Raw genomic sequence first — 20,236 nt, 5'->3', positions numbered from 1 at the left:
ATCCCTCCCGGCGGCCGCTTTCTTTCGGCTCCACGCCCAAACCCCTGCAGGCAGCGACCGATCAGTTGGTGATGATCTCCGGCCCCATGATCGTGTTGGGCAGGTAGGTCGAGATCCATGGCACGTAGGTGACCACGATGAGGAAGACGAAGAGCACGGCCAGGAAGGGCAGCGCGGCCTTCACCACCCGCATCATCGGCATCCCCGCGACGCCCGAGGTCACGAAGAGGTTGAGTCCCACCGGTGGCGTGATCATGCCGATCTCCATGTTCACCACCATGATGATGCCGAGGTGGATCGGATCCACGCCAAGCTCGATGGCGATCGGGAAGACCAGCGGCGCCACGATCACGAGCAGGCCCGACGGCTCCATGAACTGGCCGCCGATCAGCAGGATCACGTTGACCATGACGAGGAACATGACCTTGCCGAAGCCGGCCGACAGAAGCGCCTCCGCGATGGTCTGCGGCACCTGCTCGTCGGTCAGGACGTGTTTCAGGATCAGCGCGTTGGCGATGATGAACATCAGCGTCACGGTCAGCTTGCCGGCGTCGTAGAGCGTCGCGATCGTGTCCCGGTGGAAGAAGGCAGTGACCAGCGCATAGGGTCGCTTGATAAGCGGGATGTTCTGCTGCCCGTCCGGAGTCGAGAGAGGCCCCATGTCGCGGTAGACGAAGCTCGCCACGATAAAGGCATAGACGGACGCCACGGCCGCGGCCTCGGTTGGCGTGAAGAGCGCCGGGGTCACGAAGGGCACGCCGTAGATCCCGACCATGATGATCACGATCAGCATCAGCCCCCAGAAGGCATCACGGAACGAGGCGCCGATCTCGCTCCAGCCGAGCCAGTCTCCCCTGGGCAGGTTCTTGATCTTGGCGATGCCGTAAATCGTGATCATCAGCATGCCACCGGCCATCAGGCCCGGGATCACGCCCGCAAGGAACATGCGGCCAACCGAGACATCGGTGGCGGAGGCGTAGACGACCATGACGATCGAGGGCGGGATCAGGATGCCGAGCGTGCCGGCGTTACAGATCACCCCGGCGGCGAAGTCCTTGGAATAGCCGACCTTCTGCATCGCCGCGATGACGATGGAACCGATGGCCACCACGGTCGCGGGCGAGGAGCCGGAGAGCGCGGCAAAGATCATGCAGGCAAAGACGCCGGCGATGGCGAGGCCGCCCGGCAGGTGCCCGACGCAGGCGATGGCGAAGCGGATGATCCGCTTGGCGACGCCGCCGGTCGACATGAAACTGGAGGCCAGGATGAAGAACGGGATCGCCAGCAGCGTGTAGTGGCCGGCCATCGCCTGGTAGAGCGACTGCGCCACCGAACCGAGCGAACTGTCGGAATTGACCAGCAGGAAGAGGATGGAGCTGAGGCCGAGGCTGACGGCGATCGGCACGCCGATCAGCAGCAGCGCCACCACCATGACGAACAGGAGCACGATTTCCATGGGGCGTCAGTCCTTGTAGTAGGGGTCGTCGTGGTGGGTGCCGCTCAGGTCGTCGACCTGATCCTCGGCCTCGTGACTGACGATCAGCACGTCATGCTTGCCGGTGATGATGCCCACCGTGGCCTCGATCACCCGCAGCAGCAGCAGCAGGCAGCCGACGGGCAGGATCAGGTAGACCACCAGCCGCGGCAGCTTCTCGTAGCTCTCGCCCTGGTTGACCAGGGGTTCCAGCCAGCGGAGCCAGTCCAGCATCGGGATCTGATCGGTTTCGTACCAGGCCTGGTCACGGCTGTCGGCGAAGCCGGTCGGGAACCAGCGCCCCGTGGTCGCGTCGAGCCCGGCGAACGGGGCGTAGTAATCCCAGGCGCCCTTCATCAGCAGCGCCGCGTAGGCAACGCAGCACAGCGCGGAGATGATGCCCATGACGCGCTTGGTCTTCGGCGGCACGATGTTGACCACCGCGTCCACGCCGAGATGGGCATTGATGCGGAAGGCATGCGAGATGCCGAACAGGACCAGCCAGGCGAAGAGCACCAGAACCACCTCGAGGCCCCAGATCAGACTGTCGTTGAAGACATAGCGCAGCACGACGTTGACGAAGGTCAGCACGACCATTGCGCCAAGCAGCACGGCGATGACGACTTCCTCGAAGCGGGCAATCGCCTCGCCGAGCATCGTCTCGGGTTGATGTCGCGAATGGGTGCTCATGGCCCCTCCCCTGGCACGATGACGGGCCGGCGACCGGGAGAGACGCGCCCTCCCCGCCGCCGGCCCGCCGGATTGCCTTACATGGACATGTTGATGGACTGGGCGGCCTCGATGTTCTCGGTGCCCACGTCACCTTCGAACTGATCCCAGACCGGCTTCATCGCCTCGACCCATGCGGCGCGCTGCTCTTCGGTCAGCTCGCGGATCTCGGCCCCGGCATCGAGGATCGCCTGGCGGTTGTCGGCATCGACCTGCGCGATGGCGGCGTTACGTTCGGCGGTCACCTCGTCGAAGATCGTGGCGAGCTGGGTGCGAACGTCCTCGTCGAGGCTTTCCCACCAATCGATCGAGGTCACGACCATGTAGTCGAGAACGCCATGGTTGGTCTCGGTGATGCCGTCCTGTACCTCGAAGAACTTCTGGCCGTAGATGTTCGACCAGGTGTTCTCCTGCCCGTCGACAACGCCGGTCTGCAGCGCGCCGTACACCTCGGAGAAGGCCATCGGCTGCGGGCTCGCGCCGAGCGCTTCCATCTGGGCGACCAGCACGTCGGAGGGCTGCACGCGGAACTTCAGGCCCTTGGCGTCATCGGGCATGACGAGCGGCTTGTTGGCCGAGAACTGCTTGAGGCCGTTGTGCCAGAAGCCGAGGCCCTTCAGCCCGCGGCGCTCCATCGAACCGAGCATGGCCTGGCCGGCGTTCGAGCTCTGGAACGCATCGACGGCTTCCATGTTCTTGAACATGAACGGCAGGTCGAAGATGCGGAACTGCTTGGTGAACTTCTCGAACTTCGAAAGCGACGGCGCGGCCAGCTGGACGTCGCCCTGCAGCATCGCCTCGAGGACCTGGTCGTCGTTGTAGAGGGTCGAGTTCGGAAAGACCTCCATGCAGGCCTTGCCGTTCATCTCCTCGTTGACGCGCTCCTGCAGCAGCGAGGCGGCGATGCCCTTGGGGTGCTTGTCGGTGTTGGTGACGTGGCTGAACTTGATGACGATCTCGCCCTCATCGCAGGCCGCAAGCGCGGCGCCAGCACTCAGGGTGACGGCCAGCGCGCTGACCGCAGCAGTGATGTACTTCATTCGGATGTCCTCCCAAGACATATCTGAATTGTGTACGGTCTGCTCCTCGACAGACCTTGCAGGAGAGAAGACAGGCTCCCGACGCTTGCTCCAACAGGTTTTTACGCAAGCCGCCAGAACCCGGTTAAATCCCTAAATATCAAAAGAATATTCAGATATCCTGAGATGATCCGCCGAAGCGAGCGCGCCATCTGTGCGGATGACCACACAGGAACCCGGGGGCTTGTGCGGATTTCCGCACACTTTGAGCGACATGCTGCCGGGCACGGAGTCCAGCAAGTCACGACGCGGGCGAATCGACAGGGGACCGATGAGCTCCCGGTCAGTCGTGCCGGTAATCTTCCGCCCGTAGCCCGTGGCGGGCGAGCTTGTCGTAAAAGGTCTTGCGCGGCAGTTTGAGCATCTCCGCGGCCTGCACCGCGCGGCCCCCGGCTCGCTCAAGTGCCGCCACCAAAAGCGTCCGCTCCACCTGTGCGAGCTGGTCGTTCAGCCCCATCTCCTGCTCGGGCGCCGGGTCGGTGAGCCCCATGGCGAACCGCATCGCGGCGTTCATCAGGCTGCGCGCGTTGCCGGGCCAGTCCTGCGCCATCAGCCGGGCAACGACGTCGGGCGTGATGTCCGGCTCCGGCAGCGCCGCCTGTTCGCAAGCCAGCGCGACGTAGTGGCGAAACAGCGGGCCGATGTCCTCCTTGCGCTCGTCCAGCGGTGGAATGTCGACCCGCAGCACTTCCAGCCGCATCGCCAGGTCGGCCGAGAACCGGCCGGCGTCGACGAGCGCCTGCAGGTCGCGATAGGTCCCGGCGATCACCCGCGCCTCGCCGCCGCTGTCGAGCCAGTCGAGCAGCGTGAGCTGCGCCGAGGGATCGAGCGCGGAGACCTCGTCGAGGAACAGCGTGCCCGCCCCGGCCGCCGCCACTGCCTCGGCGAGTCCGTCCGGTGTGAGCGCGGCCGCCGAGCGTTTGACGAAGGGATGCTGGGAAGCGGAAGAGACGAGGTGGATGACCTCGGCCACCTTGGACGTGCCCGAGCCCGGCGGCCCGGAGACCAACACCTCGGCCCCCGCACGCCCGACAAGCCGAACGCGCCGCCGCAACTCCTCCGACTGCGCCGAAGTCCCCCGCAGCAGTCGCGCCGCAGCGTCCCCTGCCGCCAGTTCCCGCTTCAGGCGCCGGTTTTCGAGCACCAGGTCCCGCGCCGTGAGCGCCCTCCGAACAACGGAGAGGAACACCTTGGGCGCGCAAGGTTTTTCAAGGAAATCGAACGCCCCGTTCGAGATCGCCCGCACCGCCATCGGCACGTCGCCCTCGCCCGTGAGCAGGATGACCGGCAGGTCCGGATCGACCGAGCGCACGAAGTCGAGCAGCGCGAAACCGTCCTTGCCGGGCATCCGGATGTCGGTCACCACGACGCCTTCAAACTCGCGGGCGACATGGTCCTTGGCGACGATATAGCTGCCGGCCAGGATCGGCTCGAGATCGGCGAGTTCGAGCGTCTGCCCGAGCGCCTCGCGCACCGATGCGTCGTCATCGACCAGAAGGACCTGTCGCGTCATGCTGCCACCTCGTCCCGGAAGGGCGACAGTTCGACCACGAACTCGGCGCCGCCGCCCGGGCGATTGCTGCCGCGGATCACGCCGCCGAAGCTCTGCACGATCCCGTAGGAGATCGAGAGACCGAGCCCCATGCCTTCCGAATGGCCGACCTCCTTGGTCGAGTAGAACGGATCGAAGATCCGGTCCGGCGCGTCGATGCCGCAACCGGTGTCGGCCACGCGCAGCCGCACCGGATTGCCCGGCTCGACCCGGATCGTCAGCCGCTTTTCCGGGCGGCCCTCCATCGCATCGACCGCGTTGCTGACCAGGTTCATCACCACCTGCTGCAGCCGCACCTCGCCGCCCATGGCCAGCACCGGCAGCTTCGGCCGCTCCCAGTCCAGCACGACCTCGTCGCGCCGCAGCCGGCCGCCTCCAAGCTCCAGCACCGCCTCGACCACCGCAACGAGGTCCACCGCGCGCACCTCGCCCACCTCCTGCCGCGCAAAGGCGCGCAGGTTGCGGATGATCCGCCCCATCCGCCGCGCCAGCTCCGAGATCTTGCCGAGGTTCTCCGCCGCCTTCTCGGGCCTTCCGCGCTCCAAAAAGGCGGTGCTGTTCTCGGCGAAAGACGAGATCGCCATGAGCGGCTGGTTCAGCTCGTGGCTGATCCCGGCGGACATCTGCCCCAGGGCGCTCAGCTTGCCGGCCTGGACCAGATCGGCCTGCGCCCGTTTCAGCGCCGCCTCCGCCGCCTTGCGCTCCTCCACCTGGCGCCGGAGCGCCGCGTTGGTCGCCGACAATTCGGCCGTCCGCTCCCGGACACGCCGCTCCAGAACCGCGTTCGCGCCGGCTTCCAGCTCCAGGCGCTCGGCCAGCGTGCGCCGCCGGTCTGCGAGGATCATGACCAGCGCGCCGACCATTAGCCCCAGCGCCAGCACCACCAGCGCCTGCCAGCTCGCCAGCTGCAGCGAGGGCGCCACGTCGACCAGCGCCTCGCCGGTCATCCCGATGACAGGCAGCGGCCGCGTCAGGTGCAGCGCGATCCGTGGCAGGTAGCGCCCCGCATCGAGCGACCACAGCTCGAGACCCGCGATGTGCAGCTCCCGCACGTCCGGGAATCGCACGAGGTCGATCCCCCGGTAACGCTCCGCCACCTCGGGCGACGGCTCCCCGCGCAGCCCGAACAGCAGCTCGCTCCGGTTCGAGGAGAAGACCACGCCGTAGGAGTCGGTGAAGGCGACGGTCATGGCATCCCCCCGCCATTCCGCCTCGACCGCCGAGACGTTCGCCCGCACGATCACCGCACCTGCAACCGGCCCAGACGGCGCAAAGACCGGGGCCGCGAAGGTCACGGCCCGCTCCCCGGTTTCCGGGTCGACCGCGTGATAGGTCCCGAGCGCCCCGTCCGAAAGCGCGCGGCGGAGGTATGTGGATGCGCCAAGCGTCCCGCTGCGCGCCTTCGAGGATGCCAGAACCCGCCCGCTCGCAGAAACGGCCAGGATCTCGGACGACCCCGTCCTGTCCGCCGTGCGCTGCAGCACCCCGGACGCGCTCGCCGCGTTTCCGCGCCCGTCGAGCAGGGCAGTCAGCTCCGGATGGTCGGAGAGCAAGACGGCCAGCTCACGGAACCTTTGCAGTTGCCCCACCATCCGGTCGCTGGCGAGCGAAAGGTCGGCCTGCCCGCGCTCGGAAAGCGCACGCAGGTCGGAGGTCAGCGCAAACCACCAGACGCCGCCGGCAACCGCCGCCAGTGCCATCAGGTAGAGCAGCATCGCCTTTGCGCGCGACATGATCCCTCGCCTCATCCTCCGCCCGCCAGCCTAAGCGCCCGGCATGGGGATGAAAAGTCACCGCGGCGCGCACGGCCTTGAAGCCGCCCCTTGCGCCGAACGCCCCGAACGGCCACCACGGGACCATGGATCGATTGTCCCAATCCCCGACCGACCCCGCCTTCGTGCAGGACCCTTACCGGTTCTACGCCTGCGCCCGCGCCAGCGGCGACCTGGTGTTCTGGGAAGAATACGGCATGGTCGCGGCCACCACCCACAGGGCCGTCAACGCCATCCTCCGGGACCGGCGTTTCGGGCGCGAAATCCCGCCGGAGCTGGCCCAGCCGGTGCCGGAACGGCTGGCCCCGTTCTATGCGGTGGAAGCGCATTCGATGTTGGAGCTCGAGCCGCCACGGCACACACGGCTGCGCGGGCTGGTCGTGCGCGCGTTCACCACCGCCCGGATCGAGGCGATGGCGCCCGACATCGACACCCTTGCCACCCGTCTGGTCTCGGCCTTTCCCGAGGGCCCGTTCGACCTGCTCGACGCCCTGGCCCGCCCGCTGCCCGTCACCGTCATCGCGCGACTTCTCGGCGTGCCGGAGGACCGGACATCGGACCTGCTGGCATGGTCCAACGCGATGGTCGGCATGTACCAGGCCAGCCGCACCCGGGAGACCGAAGACGCGGCCGTCGCCGCGACCCTCGCGTTCCGCGCCTATCTCGAGGAGGTTATCGGCAATCGGCGCACAGCGCTGCGCGACGATCTGCTGAGCCGGCTGATCTCCGCGGAAGCCGACGGCGACCGGCTCAGCGCCGACGAGCTTGTCTCGACCGTCATCCTGCTGCTCAACGCCGGTCACGAGGCGACCGTCCACAGCATCGGCAACGGCGTGAAGGCGATCGTGGAGCGCGGCCTCGGGTCAGCCGCCCGCGATCCGGCCTTGCTGCCCACCCTGGTTGAGGAAGTGCTGCGCCACGACCCGCCGCTGCACTTGTTCACCCGCTATGCCTACGAAGAGGTCGAGATGTTCGGCCACCGATTCCGGCGCGGCGAACAGGTGGCCTGCCTTCTCGCCTCGGCAAATCGCGACGCCACGGTCTTTCCCGAGTCCGACAGGTTCGACCCCGCCCGCCCCATCGTCACCAACGCGAGCTTCGGCGCGGGGCTGCATTTCTGCATCGGCGCGCCCCTCGCCCGGCTCGAACTTTCCCGCACCTTGCCGATCCTCTTCGCCGCCTGCCGGGAGCTGCAGATCGCGAACTCTCCGCGTTACGCCGACATCTACCATTTCCACGGCCTCGAACGGCTCATGCTCACCTGTTGATCCACCACACCGTGCCAGCCCACCGCAGGTGCCACGCCCAACGGGATGAGGCGCCGCAAGGCGCCGAAGACCGGCGGGAGCCCTACGCCCCCAGCGGGAGCGCCGTGGTGGACTTGATCTCCTCCATCGAGAGCAGCGCGGTCACGTTATGGATGCGCACCTCCGAGATCAGCGCCTGATAGAACGTGTCATAGGCCCGGGCGTTGGGTACCTGCACCTTGAGGATGTAGTCGATATCGCCAGCCAGCCGGTGCGCCTCGAGCACTTCCGGACGCGCCTGCAGCGCCTCCAGAAAGCGTTTCTGCCAATCCGCCTCGTGCTCGCTGGTGCGGATCAGCACGAAGAAACAGGCTTCCAGACCAAGCGCTTCCGGGTCGAGCAGCACCGTCGAGCGCCGGATCACCCCGGCCTCGCGCAGCTTTCGGATGCGATTCCAGACCGGGGTCTTCGATGAGCCCACATTGCGCGCGATTTCGTCCAGTGACTGGTCTGCGTCGCGCTGCAGCTCCGCAAGGATTTTCCGATCGGTGGCATCGAGACGGACAGCCATTCAGGTTTGCTCCTATATCCGGGAAATAGACGTGACCTCCCTGAGCAAGGCAGAACATATGTTCTTCTTTTCCGCAATATCTGGCGAGAACACAGGACAAAATTCTATATTGCGGTGCAGAAACACGCCTCAGGAGAGTCCCGATGCAGCACTTCCCGATCTTCGTCGACACCGCCGGACGGCGGATCGTCCTCGCGGGCGGCGGTGCGGCCGCACTGGCCAAGCTTCGCCTGCTGCTCAAGACCGAGGCCGACCTGCATGTCTTCGCCGAGGATCCCGCGCCGGAGATCCTCGCCTGGGCCAACGACGGTCTGCTTACCCTGCACCGCGCAATCCCCGGCGCCTGCGACCTGCTCGGCGCAGCGCTCGCCTATGCCGCCTACGAGGATGATGCGGCGGACGCCAGGCTCGGCAGCCTCGCGCGCGCCGCCGGGGTTCCGCTGAACGTGGTCGACAATCTCGAGGCGAGCGATTTCATCACCCCGGCCATCGTTGACCGCGATCCTGTCACCGTTGCAATCGGCACCGAGGGTGCGGCGCCGGTTCTGGCCCGCGCCATCAAGCGCGACCTTGAGGAGCGCCTGCCCCAGGGGCTGGGCCTGCTTGCCCGCATCGGCAAGACGTTCCGCGCCAGGGCCGAGGCGCTGCCGCACGGCCGTCCGCGCCGCGACTTCTGGTCCGCCTTCTACTTCCGCTCCGGCCCCCGTGCCGCGGTCGAAGGCGAGGATGCGATCCAGAGCGCGCTGGAGACGGAACTCGCCGCGCATCTCGCCGCCGAGGCCCGGCCCGGCCATGTGCACTTCGTCGGCGCCGGCCCGGGCGATCCGGACCTGCTGACCCTCAAGGCCCGCCGCGCCCTCGACGAGGCCGACGTGGTGATCCACGACCGGCTGGTGCCCGCACCGATCCTCGAGCTCGCCCGCCGCGAGGCCACCGTGATCGCCGTCGGCAAGGAGGGGTTCGGCCCGTCCACCCCGCAGGCCGAGATCGACGCCCTTCTGGTGGAACATGCCGCCACCGGCGCTCAGGTCGTCCGGCTCAAGTCCGGCGATGCCACCGTCTTCGGCCGTCTTGACGAGGAACTCGATGCCGTCGACGCCACGGGCATCGCCTACACCATCGTGCCCGGCATCACCGCTGCCTCCGCAGCCGCAGCCCAGATCGGCCAGAGCCTGACCGCGCGCGGCCGGAACTCCGACATGCGGCTGCTGACCGGCCATGACGTCAAGGGCTTTGCCGAGCAGGACTGGGCCACTCTCGCCCGCCCGGGTGCGGTCGCCGCCATCTACATGGGCAAGCGCGCCGCGCGCTTCCTGCAGGGCCGCCTGCTGATGCATGGCGCTGCCTCGGACACCCCGGTGACCATCGTCGAGAACGCCTCGCGCCCCGAAAGCCGGGTCGTCGCCAGCCGCCTCGCGACCCTGTCGGAGGACCTCGGCGCCGCCGAGCTGACCGGCCCGGCCGTCCTGATGTTCGGTCTCGCCCCGCGCGATGCCCGCGCCGCCCTGCCCCGTACCGCAACCCTGCTGAAGGAACACGCCTGATGCCCCGCCCGTTCTCCCCCAAGATCGTGACCGCGAACGACCTGATCGAAGGCGATGTCGTCTACCTGACCGCAGACGACCGCTGGTCCCGCAGCCATTCCGAGGCCGAGCTCCTGGAAGACGAAGCCCATGCCACGATCCGGCTGCTGGACGCCGAGCGCCAGCAGAACCGCATCGTCGGCGCCTACCTGGCCGATGCCAAGGCGGGCCCGAATGGGCCGGAGCCGGTGCACTTCCGCGAGGCGTTCCGCTCGCGCGGCCCCTCGAACTACGCCCACGGCAAGCAGGTTGCCGCAGGGCATCAGTGACAGAAATTGAATATGACTTTCAGCTTTCCTGAATGAATATTTCAGGTTAGTTGAATTTCGAGACCGGAGAGTCCCATGTACCGCTACGACGACTTCGACGCCGCCTTTCTCGCCGAGCGCAACGCCCAGTTCCGCGCCCAGGTGGAGCGCCGCATCGACGGCTCGCTGACCGAGGACGAGTTCAAGCCGCTTCGGCTGATGAACGGCCTCTACCTGCAGCTGCACGCCTACATGCTCCGCGTCGCCATCCCCTATGGCTCGCTCGATTCCGTCAAGATGCGCAAGCTGGCCGAGCTGGCGGAGAAGTGGGACAAGGGCTACGGCCATTTCACCACGCGACAGAACATCCAGTACAACTGGCCCAAGCTTCCCGACGTGCCGGACATGCTGGACTCGCTGGCAGAGGTCGGGATGCACGCCATCCAGACCTCCGGCAACACGATCCGCAACGTGACCTCGGACCATTTCGCCGGCGCCGCGGCCGACGAGATCGCCGACCCGCGCCCCTATGCGGAACTCATCCGCCAGTGGTCGACCGACCACCCCGAGTTCCAGTTCCTGCCCCGCAAGTTCAAGATCGCCATCACCGGCTCGCCCAACGACCGCGCCGTCACCCGCGCCCATGACATCGGGCTTCGAATGGTGGAGCGCGACGGGGAACCGGGCTTCGAGGTGATCGTGGGCGGCGGCCTCGGCCGGACGCCGATGATCGGCAAGGTGATCCGCGACTTCCTGCCCGAGGGCGAGTTGCTGCCCTACCTGGAAGCGATCGTCCACGTCTACAACCGCTACGGCCGGCGGGACAACAAGTACAAGGCGCGGATCAAGATCACCGTCCACGAGGCCGGCCTCGAAACCATCCGCGACGAGGTGGAGGAAGCCTTCGTCCAGACACGCGCCGATTTCGAAGGCGTGGACGAGCGCGTGATCGCCCGCATCCGCGAGCGTTTCGTCACGCCCGACTTCGTCGCCGGTGGCGCCGAGGCACTGGAAGAGGCCAAGGCGGACCCGGTGTTCCGCGCTTGGGCCGACACCAACCTAGCCGACCACAAGCACCCCGACTACGCGATCGTCACCGTGTCGCTCAAGGCGCATGGGCAGACGCCGGGCGATGCCACCGCGGAGCAGATGCGTGTGCTGGCCGACCTGGCCGAGCGCTATGGCCACGACGAACTGCGGATCTCGCACCAGCAGAACGTGATCCTGCCGCATGTCCGCAAGGCCGATCTCGCCACGGTGCACGCCGAGCTGAAACGCGCCGGGCTCGCCACTGCCAACGTCGGGCTCGCCTCAGACATCATCGCCTGCCCCGGCATGGATTACTGCGCGCTGGCCACCGCCCGCTCGATCCCCGTCGCGACCCAACTGGCCGAACGGATCGACACGCTCAGGATCGAGCACGAGGTCGGCCCGCTGCAGATCAAGATCTCCGGCTGCATCAACGCCTGCGGCCACCACCACGTGGGTCACATCGGCATCCTCGGGCTCGACCGGGCCGGGGTGGAGAACTACCAGATCACGCTCGGCGGCGACGCCACCGAGACCGCCGCGATCGGCGAGCGGGCGGGCCCCGGCTTTGCCTATGACGAGATCGTCCCGGCGGTGGAACGGCTGATGCTGGCCTATCTCGAACACCGCACCGACGAGGGCGAAGGCTTTCTCGAAACCTATCGGCGCCTGGGCGCCGCGCCTTTCAAGGAGGCGCTTTATGGACCGGAGAAACGGAAAGATGCCGCGTGAATCGATCTCTTCTGCGCCCGTCGACCGGGCAAGCCGGATCATCGCCGATCTCGAAGGGCTGACCGGCCCCGAGCAGCTGGGCGCCGCACTCGACCATCCGCTGACCGGCGAGGTGGCGATGGTTTCCTCCTTCGGGGCGGATTCGGTGGTGCTGCTGCATATGCTGAGCCAGGTCGCCCCGGCGACGCCGCTGCTGTTCATCGACACCCAGATGCTGTTTCCCGAAACGCTGGATTACCAACGCGAGGTCGCCGACAAGCTCGGCCTGACCGGCGTACGGGTGATCCGCGCCCGGGCGATGAACCTCGCGCAGGAAGACCCGGCCAACACGCTGCATATGCGTGACACCGATGCCTGCTGCGACCTGCGCAAGACCCGGCCATTGGACGAGGCGCTCGCGGGGTTCGACAGCTGGATCACCGGGCGCAAGCGGTTCCAGAACGGCAACCGTGCGGCGCTGCCGCTGGTCGAGGAGGCGGGAAACCGGCTCAAGATCAATCCGCTGGCCGATTGGACCGCCGGGCAGATCGCCGATTACATCCGCGCCCACAAGCTGCCGCGCCACCCGCTGGTGACCAAGGGCTACCCGTCGATCGGATGCGCCCCCTGCACCTCTCCGGTGGCCGAGGGCGAAGACCCGCGCGCGGGCCGCTGGCGCGGCCAGGACAAGGACGAATGCGGCATCCATTTCGTGGACGGCAAGATCGTCCGCACCAATGCCGCCTGACACGAGGACCGAGACCATGACCGTTATCGTCACCGACGCGGGCTTCGGCCCCGACAGCCATTCCGCCGACTTCGTCACGCCCGAGACCCTGCCGGCCAACGGGCCCGCCCCGGCGCTCGACCTGACTTCCGACACCGACCCGCGCACCCTCGCGGGCCGGCTGGACGACATCCCGCTGATCCGCGTGGACTTCCCCAGCTTCGCAGACGGCCGCGGCTTTTCCATCGCCCGCGCCCTGCGGCGCATGGGCTATGCCGGGCGGCTACGGGCAAAGGGCCACGTGCTGGCGGATCAATATGCGATGGCGCGGCGTTCCGGGTTCGACGAGGTCGAGATCGACGACGCCCTCGCCACCCGCCAGCCCGAGCCTCAGTGGCGCGCCCGCGCCAACTGGCAGGACCACGACTATCGGTCGCGGCTCGCCGGCTGACCGGCCCCTTTCGGTAAATCCACACTTCGAATATAGGAACAGGACGGGGCCACGGCCCCGGCAGCATGAACATGACCGAGCAAAGCCCCGTGACCGACGCCCAACCGATCAAGGCCGTTCCCACCCTGCCCGACGCGCAGACAGTGACCTTCGTCCAGCACTGGACGGACCGTCTGTTCAGCTTCCGCTGCACCCGGCCGCAGTCGCTGCGTTTCCGGTCCGGTGAGTTCGTCATGATCGGCCTGATGGGCGACCCGGACCCGAAGACGGGCAAGCAGAAGCCGATCCTGCGCGCCTATTCCATCGCCTCCCCCTCCTGGGACGAGGAACTGGAGTTCTACTCGATCAAGGTGCAGGACGGCCCGCTGACATCGAAGCTGCAAAACATCCAGGTGGGCGACGAGATCATCCTGCGCCCCAAGCCGGTCGGGACCCTGGTCCATGACGCCCTGCTGCCCGGCAAGCGGTTGTGGTTCTTCGCCACCGGCACCGGCTTCGCGCCCTTCGCTTCGCTGCTGCGCGAGCCGCAGACCTACGAGGATTACGACGAGGTCATCATCACCCACACCTGCCGCGAGGTCGGCGAGCTGGCCTATGGCGCCCATCTGATCGAGAACATCCGCAAGGACGAGCTGCTGGCCGAGCTGATGGGCGAGGACTTCCACAAGAAGCTGCGCTACTACCCGACCACCACCCGCGAGGAGAGCCCCAAGATGGGCCGGATCACCGACCTGATGCGCTCCGGCGAAGTGTTCAGGGATCTCGACGTGGCCCCGATCGCGCCGGAAACCGACCGCGCGATGGTCTGCGGCAACCTCGCCTTCAACCTCGAGATCAAGGAACTGCTCGAGGAATACGGGCTGCGCGAGGGGGCCAACTCGGAGCCCAAGGAATACGTGGTCGAGAAGGCATTCGTCGACTGACCGCTGTGGCTCGGCACGCCAACCGAGAACGGCCGCCCCATTCCACGGGCGGCCGTTTTCGTTGTGCGGTTACTGCTCCATCGCAGTGCGGAACGATTCCAGCGCGGCCTGCAGCGCCTCCGGAGACTGGCGCGCCTTGTCGAGCGTGGCGATGATCGTCTGCTTGTTCTCCTCGGACAGGTTCGAGGCTTCGATCTTCGCGACGATGTTGTCGTAGTTGAAATTCTCGACCGACAGCGCGGAGGTGTCGATGCCGTCCAGCGCCGACTGAAGGTCGCCGCTGACCTCGGCGGTCGCCGACGTGAGCGCGGCGCTCAGCCCGGCGATCATCTCCTCGGTGCTGGCTTCCATGTCGGCAGCCGCATCCTTCAGCGCATCTGCCGCCTCGCCCATCGCCTCGGCGGCCGATTCGATGGCGGACTCGGCTTCCGTTTCGGCCTCGGCGGCGACATCCCCGGTCTCGGCGGGAAGTGAGGATTCGCTGGCCGCCGGCGGCTCCGCCTCCGCGGGCGGTTCCTGTCCGGACCCCATCAGGTACCAGATCGCGAGGACCACGACGACCGCGGCCAGGATAATTCCGACTGTCTTGTTCATGGTGAAGCTCCCTCCCATGCATGTATTACCACTAGATGGGGTTCAAATTGCGTTTGCACAGCGGGGCGCCGCGGAATAGGCGGGCCTTCGCCCAGCCTGGCAGGACAACATGACCGGCGCGCGACGTTGCATGTCCGGCGCATCCGGCTTCAGTTCCGCAAAACACCTGCAATTCCCTTGAAACACGGCCACAAGGTCGTTATTTTCCCGCCACTTTTCCCGCAATGACAAAAGGACATACGTCATAGCCCGCAGACCTCACAACGCGCCGCCAACGCGCGACACCGGCCCCCGCGTAAACGACCGTATTCGGGCCCCCGAAATCCGGCTAATCGGCCCCGAAGGCCAGAACGTCGGCGTGGTCACCCCTGCCCGGGCGATGGAACTCGCCGAGCAGGTCGGTCTCGACCTCGTTGAGATCTCGCCGAACGCCACTCCGCCGGTCTGCAAGATCATGGATTTCGGCAAGTACAAATACGAGACCCAGAAGCGCGAGTCCGAAGCCCGCAAGAAGCAGAAGACGATCGAGGTGAAGGAGGTGAAATTCCGCCCCAACACCGACACGCATGACTACGACGTCAAGATGCGCAACGTCGTCCGCTTCCTGGAGAATGGCGACAAGGTGAAGGTCACGCTGCGCTTCCGCGGCCGCGAGATGGCGCACCAGAACCTTGGCCGCGACCTGCTGGAACGTGTCGCCGAAGACATCAAGGAACTGGGCAAGGTCGAGAACATGCCCAAGATGGAAGGCCGCCAGATGGTCATGATGATCGGTCCGCTCGCCAAGTGAGCGGCCGCCCATACGACCAAGACGACCTGATGATCCCCCGCTTCTGCGGGGGTTTTTCATTCCGGGGCGACGGTTGCCGCGTCAGGCAGGCGTCGGGCGCGGGCGCCGGTTGATCGTCAGCCACAGCGCGCCGACGATCACCAGGTTCGCGATCCCCGCGAAGGCGGCATTGGCGAAGGTCCAGGAATAGGCGCCCGTGGCGTCGTAGAAGAGCCCGCCCTGCCAGCCGCCCAGCCCATGGCCGAGATAGGCAAACGCAATGACGATGCCGAGCGACGAGGCCCGACGAGCCGGGGCGCTCAGGTTGCGCACCGTGACCAGAAGCGTCGTCATCACCCCGGCATATCCGAACCCGTAGATCGCCGCGTAGACGTAGAACGAATCGAGCCGCCCCAGCAGCGTGAAGCCGAACACCAGAGTGGTCTGCCAACCCGATGCTACGAGGTAGGCCGGGACCGCCCCGATCATGTCCGCAAGCCGGCCAAAGGCAACCCGCCCGAGGATCGCGACCATCAGCATCGAGAAGAGGACCCCGCTCGCCTCAGGCGCCGGGAAGCCGCAGCCCTGGATCAGCGGCACCAAGTGCATGAGCGGCACGGCCATGCAGGTGCAGCAGAACAGCACCGCGAGCGAGAGCCAGGCGGTGATCAGCCCGTTCGGCAGGCCCGATGGGGTCTGATCCGACAGGACAGCGCCGTTCCCGGTCTCTGGCGGGTCGCGCAGCAGAAGCGCCAGTGGCACGAGGGCGACGAGGGTAAAGAGCCCCTGAACGGCGAGCGCATCCCGCCAGCCGAGAGCCTCGATCAGGAATGCACCCGCAAGCGGCATCCCGCCTTGCCCGAGCGCCTGTCCGGCGGACGCGATGCCGATTGCCAGCCCCGCACCGACCACGAACCAGTTGCCCACCAGCGCCATCAGCGGCGCCGACAACGCCCCGCCACCGAGCGCACCGGCCAGCAGGAAAAGGGCGTACATCTGCCAGAGCTCTTCGGCCCGGGAGGCGAGGATGGTGGCCACCCCGGTCGCGATGACGCCGAACAGTGCGACCGGTCGGATGCCGAACCGCTCCGCCGCAAAGCCCATCACCAGCGATCCCAGGGCGAGGCCGATCAGACCCGAGGTGTTGATCAGCGCGATCTCCGCCCGGCTCCAGCCCTGCGAGACCTCCAGCGGCACGAAATAAACCGACAGGCCGTTCACCAATTGCCCCATCGTCACCGCAAGGATGATCGCCGAGGCGCCGAGGATCAGCCAGCGCTCGCGAGGCGCGCGGAGATGTTGTTTCTGGCTGGTGGTCATGCCCGTTCCCCGAAGGTGGATTGGACCAGCCTAGCACGCCGCGAAGGCCTCGCGGAGTCGCCTTGCGCCAAGGCTTTCAATGGCCGCGCGTCGGCCGGTCCAGCACCTGCCGGCCAAACAGGCTGGCGGTCAGGTCCACCATGAGCCGCGCCGTCTGGCCGCGGTCGTCCAGGAATGGGTTCAGCTCCACCAGGTCGAGCGAGGAGACAAGGCGACTGTCGTGCAGCATCTCCATGACGAGATGCGCCTCCCGGAAGGTCGCCCCGCCTGGCACCGTGGTGCCGACCGCCGGAGCGATCCCCGGATCGAGAAAGTCGACGTCGAGACTGACGTGAAGCAGCCCGCCCGCACCGGCCACCGTCTCGAGGAACGGCTCCAGCAGGCGTGCGATCCCTGCCTCGTCGATGGCGCGCATGTCATGCGCCTCGGCGCCGGAACGCCGCAGCAGCACGCGCTCCGCCTTGTCGACCGACCGCAGCCCGAGGATGCACACATTCGCCGGATCGACCACTGACGGGACGGGGCGGCCGAGCAGCGCATCGAACCCCGGAAGCCCGCAGGCATAGGCCAGCGGCACCCCGTGCAGGTGGCCGGTTTCGGTCGTCTCGAAGGTGTTGAAATCGGAATGCGCGTCGAGCCAGAGCACGAAGAGCGGCCGGCCAAGGGCTTCCGCCGCCGCAGCCTGCCCGGTGACCGTGCCCAGCGACAGGCTGTGATCGCCACCGAGATAGATCGGGAAAGCGTCGCGCTGGCCGAGATCGCGTGCCCATCCGTGCAGCGCCCGCGTCCAGCCCGCGACGCGCTCAAGTTCGACCAGCCGGGAATTTGGCGCCACCGCATCGGGCGCGGGCTCGCAGGTGGCATTGCCGAGGTCTTCGACCTCGAAGCCCAGCCCCGACAGGTCCTCCTGCAAACCGGCTGTCCGATAGGCATCCGGCCCCATCCGGCAGCCGCGCCGACCGCTGCCCTCTTCCACCGGTGCTCCCAGCAGAACGATCCTGTTCATGGCATGATCCTGTCTGCCCCTCCTCGCGCCGAGCGCGTGGCTACGGGGGCGTTCGCTTCGTTCCCTTTTCTAGGCCAGCGGGGGATTTCCGGCAACCTGGGCCTGCCTTGTCACGGAACCCGGCCTGAATCGGGCCGCTGCAGCTCCGGCCCAAGGTATAGCTCGCGCCGCGGACGATGTAGGCGGTCTTCGTTAAGGCGTATTCGCGCCAGGCGGCCGGGAAAAGGATGATCGATCATCGGCCAGTGCGTTGACTGCGGGAGATTTCGCCGCCCCAGTCGCGCGTCGGCCGGAAAAGCGATGTCACCATCGCCTCCCCGGCCGGATGTCCCCTCCCTGGACCTCGGTGCGTGGTCCTGACCAGTCGTTCCGTCCGGCTGATCCGCGGCAACTGCACCGTTGCCCGGGAACCGGAGAGGAGCCGGTCAGGCCCTCGAATCTCGTATCGGGTCTCCCACCCGACTGGCTCGCGCGTGGTCGCAATTTCGGAAACTCCGAAATCCACCACCTGAACCCGATCCAATTCACTTACCCCGATTTTGGCAACACGTCCGTCGGACTGGCCAAATAATTACAAATTCAAACACAAATTGTAATTTTGCGGATCCAAGACCGCCTGAATTGTCTTTCGAAACACTTTTACGTGTTCGCTGGAGGGAACACAGCACAAAACACATGCACTTGGCCAGCAAATTCAACGCCCCGATCCGCAGTTTTCTGCGACCCTTCGCCTCCCCCAATTCATGAGCAACGTTCAAGCCAATTGCCCCTCGATTCGCGTCGAAGGAGAGGCCGGCGGCTCCGAATTCCCTAACGCGCGGACGTCTGCTATTTCGTTCCGGCCGGCGAAGGGAAATGGAAAATGCCAGATGACACATCCACCAAAACGCTCATTGCGGATGGCGCGCTCCGTTTCCCGGGGGCAGACGCGATCCTGTCTCCGGGGGAACTGTCGGAGCTCGAGGAAGGCGGCGCCACAGACACCCTGATCAAGACGGCCATGAGCGTGGCTCGGCCCTCGGACCGCGCGCTCGTCCTCGGCGGCGGCTCCGGGCTGATCCCGGTGCTGCTCGGCCTCCGCTTGGGATTGCGTCATCTTGCAATTGTCGAACGGGAGACCGATCGCCTCGCCTACCTGTCTGAAGTTCTTTCAGAAAACCGCCTGATCCGCGCCACGTGCCACGTCGCGGCGCCGGCGGATTTCCAGCCGACCCTGATTATCAGCGACCTCGCACGCGGTCCCGCCGCCGCATTGCCGGACCTCGGGAAGATGGACGGGCTCCGCGCACTTGTGCTTCGCCTGCCGGAAACGCGGCCGGAAATCGCACAGGTCTTCGACCTCGCGACCTTCGGCGGATTGACCTATTTTCCGCGACAATCCTGCGGAAACGTGGTTACCTTCCTCTCCAGATGGCATCAGGCCGCCGGCACCGCCGCAATGCCCTGAGATCCCCAAGGCCTCTTCCCAATTCGGCCCAAGTTTGGCTCGAATGGTCATCGACAGTATACTCGTGCATGATCCCAGAAAGACCCCCGTCACGATGACCCAAGGTACCAGTAATCCGCAGAGCCTTTCTCCATCGGCGCGAGGCGACGTTCATGCACGGCTGGACCGGCATGGCGCGGATCATGGCTACCACCGCCGACTGGACGCGTACCACGGGGCGTTGTTCACCGAGGACGACGATATCCTAGTCGTGACCTTCGAGACCATCGAGAGCTTCCGGGACGGCCCCGCGCCGCACCTGCCTTTCGGGCTCGGCGTGGCCGGCCGCGAGGGATGGTCGCACCTGTGCCTGTACAGCGACGGCGAAACCTTCTTCCGCTCGGAGGCGGTTTACGCCTTCTTTGACGAGTTGGTCGACGAGGGCTTCTTCGACGCTTTCGAACGCGTGATCTTCTACGGCGCCGGGCCTTGCGGATATGCCGCCGCCACCTATTCGGTCGTGGCCCCCGGCGCCACCGCCTTCCTCGTGCGGCCGCTGGCGACGCTCGACCCACGGCTCACCCCGTGGGACCGCCGGTATCCCGCGCTTCGGCGCACGGATTTCACCGACCGCTACGGCTATGCCCCCGAGATGCTCGAGGCGGCCGAAGAGGTGGTGCTGCTGCACGATCCTCATGTGGCGGAAGACGCGATGCACGCGACCCTGTTCGACCGGCCGGACCTGATGCGGCTCGATTGTCCCTGGCTCGGCAAGACGCCGGAGAAGGACATGCTGCAGATGGGTGTCTTGCTGCCGCTGCTGCGCGCGGCGGGAAAGGGCACGCTGGAGCCGTCGCTCTACCGGGAGCTTTACCAGGCGCGGTTCTCGCACAAGCCGTACCTGCGACGGGTGGAGCGGCATATCGATACCGTCAACCACCCGAAGCTGCGCGCCCGCTGGGCGCGGGCGGCAGAACGCCAGCTTGCCGGGCAGGAGCAGACCGCCGGGGCCGTCAACGGCTGAC

Annotated in this window: 19 protein-coding genes; 10 read left to right on the top strand and 9 right to left on the bottom strand. The window is 66.6% G+C overall.

Annotated elements, in window-relative coordinates:
* Positions 1-61 precede the first annotated feature (61 nt).
* From CHB86_RS03730 to CHB86_RS03710, 5 genes are all read right to left on the bottom strand, one after another.
* Positions 62-1,456 carry a TRAP transporter large permease gene (locus CHB86_RS03730; RefSeq protein WP_089231364.1) on the bottom strand — a complete coding sequence of 465 codons (1,395 nt, stop codon included), beginning with the start codon at positions 1,454-1,456 and terminating at the stop codon, positions 62-64.
* A gap of 6 nt (positions 1,457-1,462) precedes the next feature.
* Positions 1,463-2,164 carry a TRAP transporter small permease gene (locus CHB86_RS03725; protein WP_089231362.1) on the bottom strand — a complete coding sequence of 234 codons (702 nt, stop codon included), beginning with the start codon at positions 2,162-2,164 and terminating at the stop codon, positions 1,463-1,465.
* 77 nt (positions 2,165-2,241) lie between these two features.
* Positions 2,242-3,243 carry a TRAP transporter substrate-binding protein gene (locus tag CHB86_RS03720; RefSeq protein ID WP_089231360.1) on the bottom strand — a complete coding sequence of 334 codons (1,002 nt, stop codon included), beginning with the start codon at positions 3,241-3,243 and terminating at the stop codon, positions 2,242-2,244.
* 322 nt (positions 3,244-3,565) lie between these two features.
* Entirely contained in the window at positions 3,566-4,795 is a 1,230-nt protein-coding gene (locus tag CHB86_RS03715) for a sigma-54-dependent transcriptional regulator (protein ID WP_089231359.1), read from the bottom strand.
* Positions 4,792-6,567: a sensor histidine kinase gene (locus CHB86_RS03710; RefSeq protein ID WP_245837716.1), complete on the bottom strand. Its 1,776-nt coding sequence runs from the start codon at positions 6,565-6,567 to the stop codon at positions 4,792-4,794. Before CHB86_RS03710 ends, CHB86_RS03715 begins: the two co-directional genes overlap by 4 nt.
* Positions 6,568-6,692: 125 nt before the next feature.
* Between CHB86_RS03710 and CHB86_RS03705 the strand changes: the two genes are divergently transcribed.
* The gene (locus tag CHB86_RS03705; protein WP_089231626.1) at positions 6,693-7,874 is read left to right on the top strand and encodes a cytochrome P450; all 1,182 of its coding nucleotides are present in this window, start codon (positions 6,693-6,695) and stop codon (positions 7,872-7,874) included.
* Positions 7,875-7,956: 82 nt separating this feature from the next.
* Here CHB86_RS03705 and CHB86_RS03700 read toward each other — a convergent pair whose 3' ends face one another.
* Entirely contained in the window at positions 7,957-8,424 is a 468-nt protein-coding gene (locus CHB86_RS03700; protein ID WP_089231355.1) for an Lrp/AsnC family transcriptional regulator, read from the bottom strand.
* A gap of 143 nt (positions 8,425-8,567) precedes the next feature.
* On the opposite strand from CHB86_RS03700, the gene cysG reads away from it, so the two are divergent.
* The 6 genes from cysG (at position 8,568) to CHB86_RS03670 (ending at position 14,096) form a co-directional block, all read left to right on the top strand.
* Positions 8,568-9,968, top strand: coding sequence for a siroheme synthase CysG (gene cysG / locus CHB86_RS03695; protein WP_089231353.1), 1,401 nt, complete (start codon positions 8,568-8,570; stop codon positions 9,966-9,968).
* A complete protein-coding gene (locus tag CHB86_RS03690) occupies positions 9,968-10,276 on the top strand; it encodes a DUF2849 domain-containing protein (protein WP_089231351.1) in 309 nt (102 codons plus the stop codon). The genes cysG and CHB86_RS03690 overlap by 1 nt, the downstream gene beginning before the upstream one ends.
* A gap of 75 nt (positions 10,277-10,351) precedes the next feature.
* Entirely contained in the window at positions 10,352-12,016 is a 1,665-nt protein-coding gene (locus CHB86_RS03685; protein ID WP_089231350.1) for a nitrite/sulfite reductase, read from the top strand.
* Positions 12,006-12,743: a phosphoadenylyl-sulfate reductase gene (locus tag CHB86_RS03680; RefSeq protein WP_089231348.1), complete on the top strand. Its 738-nt coding sequence runs from the start codon at positions 12,006-12,008 to the stop codon at positions 12,741-12,743. The genes CHB86_RS03685 and CHB86_RS03680 overlap by 11 nt, the downstream gene beginning before the upstream one ends.
* Positions 12,744-12,759: 16 nt before the next feature.
* Positions 12,760-13,173, top strand: coding sequence for a DUF934 domain-containing protein (locus tag CHB86_RS03675; protein WP_089231346.1), 414 nt, complete (start codon positions 12,760-12,762; stop codon positions 13,171-13,173).
* A gap of 71 nt (positions 13,174-13,244) precedes the next feature.
* Positions 13,245-14,096: a ferredoxin--NADP reductase gene (locus tag CHB86_RS03670; protein WP_089231624.1), complete on the top strand. Its 852-nt coding sequence runs from the start codon at positions 13,245-13,247 to the stop codon at positions 14,094-14,096.
* A gap of 69 nt (positions 14,097-14,165) precedes the next feature.
* Here the strand turns inward: CHB86_RS03670 and CHB86_RS24515 are convergent, their stop codons facing one another.
* Positions 14,166-14,690 carry a hypothetical protein gene (locus CHB86_RS24515; protein WP_089231344.1) on the bottom strand — a complete coding sequence of 175 codons (525 nt, stop codon included), beginning with the start codon at positions 14,688-14,690 and terminating at the stop codon, positions 14,166-14,168.
* Positions 14,691-14,934: 244 nt separating this feature from the next.
* Here CHB86_RS24515 and infC point away from each other — a divergent pair, with 244 nt between their 5' ends.
* Positions 14,935-15,480 (top strand): translation initiation factor IF-3, encoded by a 546-nt coding sequence (gene infC / locus CHB86_RS03660; RefSeq protein ID WP_089231343.1) that lies wholly within the window; start codon positions 14,935-14,937, stop codon positions 15,478-15,480.
* 81 nt (positions 15,481-15,561) lie between these two features.
* On the opposite strand, the gene CHB86_RS03655 is transcribed toward infC, so the two are convergent.
* Together CHB86_RS03655 and rocF are read right to left on the bottom strand one after the other, a co-directional pair.
* Positions 15,562-16,779, bottom strand: a complete 1,218-nt coding sequence (locus tag CHB86_RS03655; RefSeq protein ID WP_089231341.1) for an MFS transporter — start codon at positions 16,777-16,779, stop codon at positions 15,562-15,564.
* Between the two features lie 76 nt (positions 16,780-16,855).
* Complete coding sequence (rocF, locus tag CHB86_RS03650) at positions 16,856-17,785, bottom strand: arginase (protein ID WP_089231340.1); 930 nt, start codon at positions 17,783-17,785, stop codon at positions 16,856-16,858.
* An 862-nt stretch (positions 17,786-18,647) separates the two neighbouring features.
* Here rocF and CHB86_RS03645 point away from each other — a divergent pair.
* Positions 18,648-19,232, top strand: a complete 585-nt coding sequence (locus CHB86_RS03645; RefSeq protein ID WP_089231338.1) for a hypothetical protein — start codon at positions 18,648-18,650, stop codon at positions 19,230-19,232.
* A 94-nt stretch (positions 19,233-19,326) separates the two neighbouring features.
* Positions 19,327-20,235 carry a phosphoadenosine phosphosulfate reductase gene (locus CHB86_RS03640; protein WP_141134814.1) on the top strand — a complete coding sequence of 303 codons (909 nt, stop codon included), beginning with the start codon at positions 19,327-19,329 and terminating at the stop codon, positions 20,233-20,235.
* The last annotated feature ends 1 nt before the right edge of the window (position 20,236 follow it).

This window comes from Tropicimonas sediminicola, assembly GCF_900188335.1.
GTDB lineage: Bacteria > Pseudomonadota > Alphaproteobacteria > Rhodobacterales > Rhodobacteraceae > Tropicimonas > Tropicimonas sediminicola.
The sequence above is the reverse complement of the archived record's forward strand: the minus strand, read 5'-3'. Positions and strand labels throughout refer to the sequence as shown.